Source organism: Sphingomonas sp. TF3 (genome assembly GCF_003985085.1).
Taxonomy (GTDB): Bacteria; Pseudomonadota; Alphaproteobacteria; order Sphingomonadales; family Sphingomonadaceae; genus Sphingomonas.
Genome location: NZ_RWKS01000056.1, coordinates 1 through 4,901, shown reverse-complemented (window position 1 = coordinate 4,901; position 4,901 = coordinate 1). Strand labels below are relative to the sequence as shown.

The following is a 4,901-nucleotide window of genomic DNA, read 5'->3' as shown; positions in this document are numbered from 1 at the left end:
CCGCTCGCCAAACGGATGCTTGCCATGCTGCCGCATAAGAAGGTCGATGGCTTCGCCAAGGAGCGCCTGCAACGTCGTCCCCTGCTCGGCCGCCAGCATATTGAGGCCGCGACTGACCTCAGGGCTGAAATAGGCGCTCACCGCCTTCTTGCCCTGCCGGGTCTGGGCGCGGGTGGCGACCGTCGCCGTCGCCTGGTCTGGGCTGTCGCCGATCGCGCCAGCCTTCTCCGCCCGCTGCTGCTTCATTGCGCCGAACTTGCTCATGCCGCGCCCCGCTCGTTGTTCACTCGTGAACGTGTGGACACGTTCACCTGTTTACTTGTCCACTCCCATAGCGCGGCAACTTCCTCCGCCGCTTTGCCTTCGGGTTCCAGCTCGATCGCGGTTTTCCCCTGCGCCGTGCTGTGATGATAGATCGCCCGCTGGGTGAGCATGACGGGCGCAACGTCCACGCCCATGCCGGCGACGCCATCGCTACCCTCGATCAGCTCGCGGGCATCCCGGTAGGTTGTCGGCGCGCGCTGGGGGCCGCCCATGAACAACACGAACGCGGGTTTGCCGCTCGCCTGCACCAGCTCGGCCGTCATCTCGACGGCTTTGAGGTCGAAGGCTTGCGGACGACACGGAATCAGCACCAGGTCAGCGACCTTGCAGGCTTCCCGCGCCATGATGTCGGCATGGGGCGGGGTGTCGATCACCACCAGGTCGGCCCCCAGTTGGGCGGCCTGCTGAAGCTTGCGGGGCAAGAGGGGAGGGGAGGCACAATCGACCACCTCTAGGTCCGACGATCCGCGCCACTCGCTCCAGTGGCTCGCGGTCGCCTGCGGGTCGGTGTCGAGGATCAACGCGGTAAGCCCCGCACCCGCACCGGCTGCGGCTAGGTGGATCGCCAGAGTCGTCTTGCCCGCGCCGCCTTTCTGGCTGATGACGGTAATGACCTTCATGTGAACCCCTGAACACGTGAACGTGTGAACTTGTGAACACGTTCACGTGTGGACGAATCATGCGCCCACGTCAAGGCGGCGATCCGCTGCGCGGATCCTCGCCCCGCCAGCCGATCGGAACCCGGCAGGGCCAAGACCGCTTGCGGGCTTGGGGAGCGAAGCGACTGAGAGCGGCGGTGCCGCGCAGCGGCAGGCGCCAGACCCTATTTGCTGTTCGCGGATTTCGGCGCTCGCCGCGTCGCCACAACAGCCTCGTCGATAAGGGGCTTCCAGACTAGCGGCGGCAGGTCGTCGAACTTGGAACACACCGCCTCGATGGCCTAGTCGAGCATTTCAGGCCGGGAGAAGGTGAAACCCTGCTTGCCCGTCCGCCTTGCGCGGCAGCACGGATACAGACACCTGCACATCGCGATTAAGCCGATCGAGGATCGTCATCAACCGGTCGATGGTGAAGCCCTTGAGCTTGGACTGACGGATGCGCGAAAAATCGGCTGCGGCGACGCCGGTGATCTTCTCGGCCGCACGCACCGTCAGATTGTCGGTCGCCAGCGTCTTGCTGATCTCGGCCGCCAGGATCGCGCGGAGCTGGCGCTGTTCGGGTTCTTTCATACCAAGGTCGGCATAGACGTTGCCGGTGCCTCGGATCATCTCGAAGTCGTCATCGTCGGTCATTGCAGCGCCTCCTTCAAACGCTTGATGCGCTCGCGCACCAGGTCGATTTCCTGCTTCGGGGTGGCGATCCCGCTCTTAGACTTCTTCTGGAAGGCGTGAACCACCCAAATGTCGTCGTCGAGCTGGAGGGCGTAGATCACCCGGAAGGCGTCTCCCCGTTCCTTGATCGCCAGTTCCCATATACCCGAACCCAAACCGGTCATGGGCTTAGCGATGTCTGGCGTGTCACCCTCGGCAATTGCCGTGAGGGCGTCGGTCGCCTGGTCCTGCGCGTCCTCGGGAAAGCGGCCGAACTCTTTAAGCGCGCCCTTGATCCAAGAGATGTTACGCAGGGCTTTCCGATGCATTGGCGCGAATGTAGCTATTTCTCACAACATGGTCAAGGGGGGATGCATCGCTCTCTGACAATGGTTTCATGTGAACCTATGAACACGTGAACGTGTGAACACGCTCACGCGCAAGCAACAACGACCTCGCCTGAACGCGCTTTCGCGCCCGGCCGGGCCGCAATGCCCGGCCCCAAGAGCTGGGTGGGTGGGACAAACAACGCGGCCGCCCCGCTCGGGGCGGCCTCCGCTACGCCGGCAGGCTTAACGAGCTGCGCCCGCCCGGAATGTGCCGGTAGAGCGTCGATGGCTGCACCCCGAGCTGCGCTGCCACCTCCTCGACGGTGATGGTCGGGTCTGCCAGCATGGCCTTGGCGCGCTTGATCTCGGCCGGTCCCATCGCCGGCTTGCGCCCGCCGCGTCGCCCCAAGGCCCGCGCCTGGGCAAGCCCGGCATGGGTGCGCTCCAGGGTCAGCTCGCGCTCAAACTCCGCCACGGCCGCAAAGACGTGGAACACGAGCCGCCCGCCGGGGCTGGTGGTGTCGATCGCCTGGGTGAGAACCTTTAGGCCGATCTCGCGCTTGGCGAGATCTTCGGCCGTGTCCACGAGCTGCCGGACGGAGCGCGCGAGCCGGTCGAGCTTCCACACCGCCAGCGTGTCGCCGGCGCGGAGATAGTCGAGCGCCGCCTTCAACTCCGGTCGATCGCGCTGCGCGCCCGACGCCTTCTCGGTGAACACCTTCTCGCACCCGGCTTCGCGGAGCGCATTAAGCTGTAGGGCAGGGGACTGATCCCTGGTGGACACGCGCGCATAGCCGACGAGCAAGGGGCTTCTCCGAAAACTCGACACGACCTAGCCGGATTTCGGAGAAGGAAACAAGGGACAGTTTTAGGAAGCTAAAAGAGCTGTTTCAACGCCCTCGGCCGCGATCGGCGCGGCTCTCGCGCGAACGACCGATTGTGGGACAACCGTTCCTACTTTTTGCCGAACTCCCGATCGGCCGGCGGTTGGCGGCGTGTAACGCCGTCGCGCCAAGGCCGGTGCGACGATCGAAGCGTAATCCGCAATACTGCCGCTCGACCGCGAATAGCGTCCATGGTCCGTCCCAATTCTCGCGCGATCTGCCCGATGGTCTGCTTTGCCACCACGCGCCGGCGAAGCTCGGCGTCGTCATCCTCGGTCCACGGTGATCCGCGCCGGGCGGTCAGCCTAACAGCTCCTCGATCAGGAGTAGCCCTAAAAAGCCGATGAAGAACATCGCGCTGATAAGCGGCGTATCAGGCTTTTCGTGCGCCTCGACCAATAATTCCTCCGTCACGAGATAGAGCAACGCCATCAGGCCGAAACTCAGGAACCCCGCGACGATGATGGGCGGGAAAGCCGCGACGGGCGTCGCTACTGCCGCGCCGATAGGAAGCAATAGCGCAATCCCCATCGTAATCGCGATGATGCGTGCCTTGGACTTGATTGTCTCCCCCAGCTCGGTCGTCACCGTCAGCCCAAGAAACAGTACCTCCAACGTCAACGCGATGGTCAAGAGGATCCCAGCCTTTCCACCAGCGACGAACGCCAGACCGAGTACAAGACCATCGATCAAGATATCGACGGCGACCGCACCCAGCATCGCGACCGGTCCGCTTGCTTGGCCTTCAAGGGCTTTGAGCGACAGCATAATTACGATGCCGAGCGCGCCTCCGGTAAAAGTCGCGAGCGGGGATGCCTGGTGCATCACCTGTGGCAGGATTTCCGCTGCCGCTGCGGCGAATACCACGCCTGCCGCCAGATGCTGCATGGCGCTGACGAACGCATCGCTTGGTCGCCTAGAAACCGCGAAAAGCGATCCGATTAAAACGGCGACGACGGGAATTAGGGTAAAGGCAACGGCCTGCATGATTATCCCCTCACACCGTCTGGTCGGATTCAAGTTCGCACGGCGTCGCCGGATCGGTTTCGATCTGGATGGTGGCGTGATCGATCCCAAACTTCTCCTTCAAGGCCGCTGCGACACGGGCAGTGTAAGTATCGCCCGGATAGCCACTAGGCATAAGCAAGTGGACAGTCAGCGCCGTTTCCGTCGTGCTCATCGGCCAAACGTGCAAGTCGTGAAACTCCTGCACTCCGTCTTGGGCGCGAAGGAAGCTGCCGATCTCTAAAGGGTCGATTCCGGGGGGAGCGGCCTGCAGGCTCATGTTTACGGAATCTCGAAGCAGCCCCCACGTTCCGATCGCGATTACCGCGACGATCACTAGGCTCGTCACTGGGTCGATCCAAGACAGGCCGGTTTTCACGATAAAGAAACCGGCGACGACGACGCCTGCGGACACGGCCGCGTCGGCCGCCATGTGTAGGAACGCGCCCTTGATATTGAGGTCGCCCTTCCGGCCCGACATGAACAGCAACGCCGTTGCGGTATTGATGACGATGCCAACCGTGGCGACGATCATCACCGTGCCGCCCGCGACGGGCGCGGGTTCGGAAAAGCGCCGGATCGCCTCTACCGCGATCACCACGATTGCGACGAGCAGCAACAGGGCATTGAGGAACGCCGCGAGGATCGACGAGCTGCGGAAGCCGTATGTGTAGCGTCCTTTGGGGGTGCGTCGCCCTAGTGTCGCCGCGCCCCACGCGATCAGCAAACCGAGCACGTCGCTGAGATTATGTCCCGCGTCCGCCAGCAGCGCCATCGATCCAGCAGCGATGCCATAGCCGGCCTCGATAATAACGAACCCAAGATTGAGAGCCGTTCCGATTGCAAAAGCTTTGCCGAAACTCTTGGGGGCATGGCTATGGCCGTGCCCGCCATGATCGTGCCCATGGTCGTGTGCGCCGCTATGCTCATCGGCGTGATCGTGCGTTTAGGCCATTATCGTTCTCCGTCTCGCGTACCCGCCAATGCCCAATAGGGGCTTCGTTTTGTTGCACTGTTCACTGCATACAGTCCGCTCGCTGTGCTGGCCT

General features: G+C 63.1%; 6 protein-coding genes and 1 pseudogene. All 7 read right to left on the bottom strand.

Annotation, left to right across the window (positions count from 1 at the left end):
- Positions 1–264, bottom strand: a 264-nt coding sequence (locus tag EJC47_RS20580) for a ribbon-helix-helix domain-containing protein (RefSeq protein ID WP_066704224.1), incomplete at its 3' end; no start/stop codon positions are given.
- A complete protein-coding gene (gene parA, locus EJC47_RS20575; RefSeq protein WP_126849561.1) occupies positions 261–944 on the bottom strand; it encodes a ParA family partition ATPase in 684 nt (227 codons plus the stop codon). The genes EJC47_RS20580 and parA, both read right to left, overlap by 4 nt.
- 333 nt (positions 945–1,277) lie before the next feature.
- Positions 1,278–1,616 (bottom strand): helix-turn-helix domain-containing protein, encoded by a 339-nt coding sequence (locus EJC47_RS20570; protein WP_066704232.1) that lies wholly within the window; start codon positions 1,614–1,616, stop codon positions 1,278–1,280.
- The gene (locus tag EJC47_RS20565; protein WP_066704234.1) at positions 1,613–1,963 is read right to left on the bottom strand and encodes a type II toxin-antitoxin system RelE/ParE family toxin; all 351 of its coding nucleotides are present in this window, start codon (positions 1,961–1,963) and stop codon (positions 1,613–1,615) included. Before EJC47_RS20565 ends, EJC47_RS20570 begins: the two co-directional genes overlap by 4 nt.
- A gap of 229 nt (positions 1,964–2,192) precedes the next feature.
- The gene (locus tag EJC47_RS20560) at positions 2,193–2,768 is read right to left on the bottom strand and encodes a recombinase family protein (protein WP_126849560.1); all 576 of its coding nucleotides are present in this window, start codon (positions 2,766–2,768) and stop codon (positions 2,193–2,195) included.
- A 379-nt stretch (positions 2,769–3,147) separates the two neighbouring features.
- Positions 3,148–3,834, bottom strand: a complete 687-nt coding sequence (locus EJC47_RS20555; protein WP_126849559.1) for a ZIP family metal transporter — start codon at positions 3,832–3,834, stop codon at positions 3,148–3,150.
- Between the two features lie 10 nt (positions 3,835–3,844).
- A pseudogene (locus EJC47_RS20550) lies at positions 3,845–4,795 on the bottom strand (cation diffusion facilitator family transporter); the annotation flags it as partial.
- Positions 4,796–4,901: the final 106 nt, after the last annotated feature.

Excerpts from the sequence above, each read along its gene's own strand:
- EJC47_RS20570 (WP_066704232.1), bottom strand. The coding sequence starts at position 1,616 with ATGACCGACGATGACGACTTCGAGATGATCCGAGGCACCGGCAACGTC.
- EJC47_RS20555 (WP_126849559.1), bottom strand. The coding sequence starts at position 3,834 with ATGCAGGCCGTTGCCTTTACCCTAATTCCCGTCGTCGCCGTTTTAATC.
- EJC47_RS20565 (WP_066704234.1), bottom strand. The coding sequence starts at position 1,963 with ATGCATCGGAAAGCCCTGCGTAACATCTCTTGGATCAAGGGCGCGCTT.
- parA (WP_126849561.1), bottom strand. The coding sequence starts at position 944 with ATGAAGGTCATTACCGTCATCAGCCAGAAAGGCGGCGCGGGCAAGACG.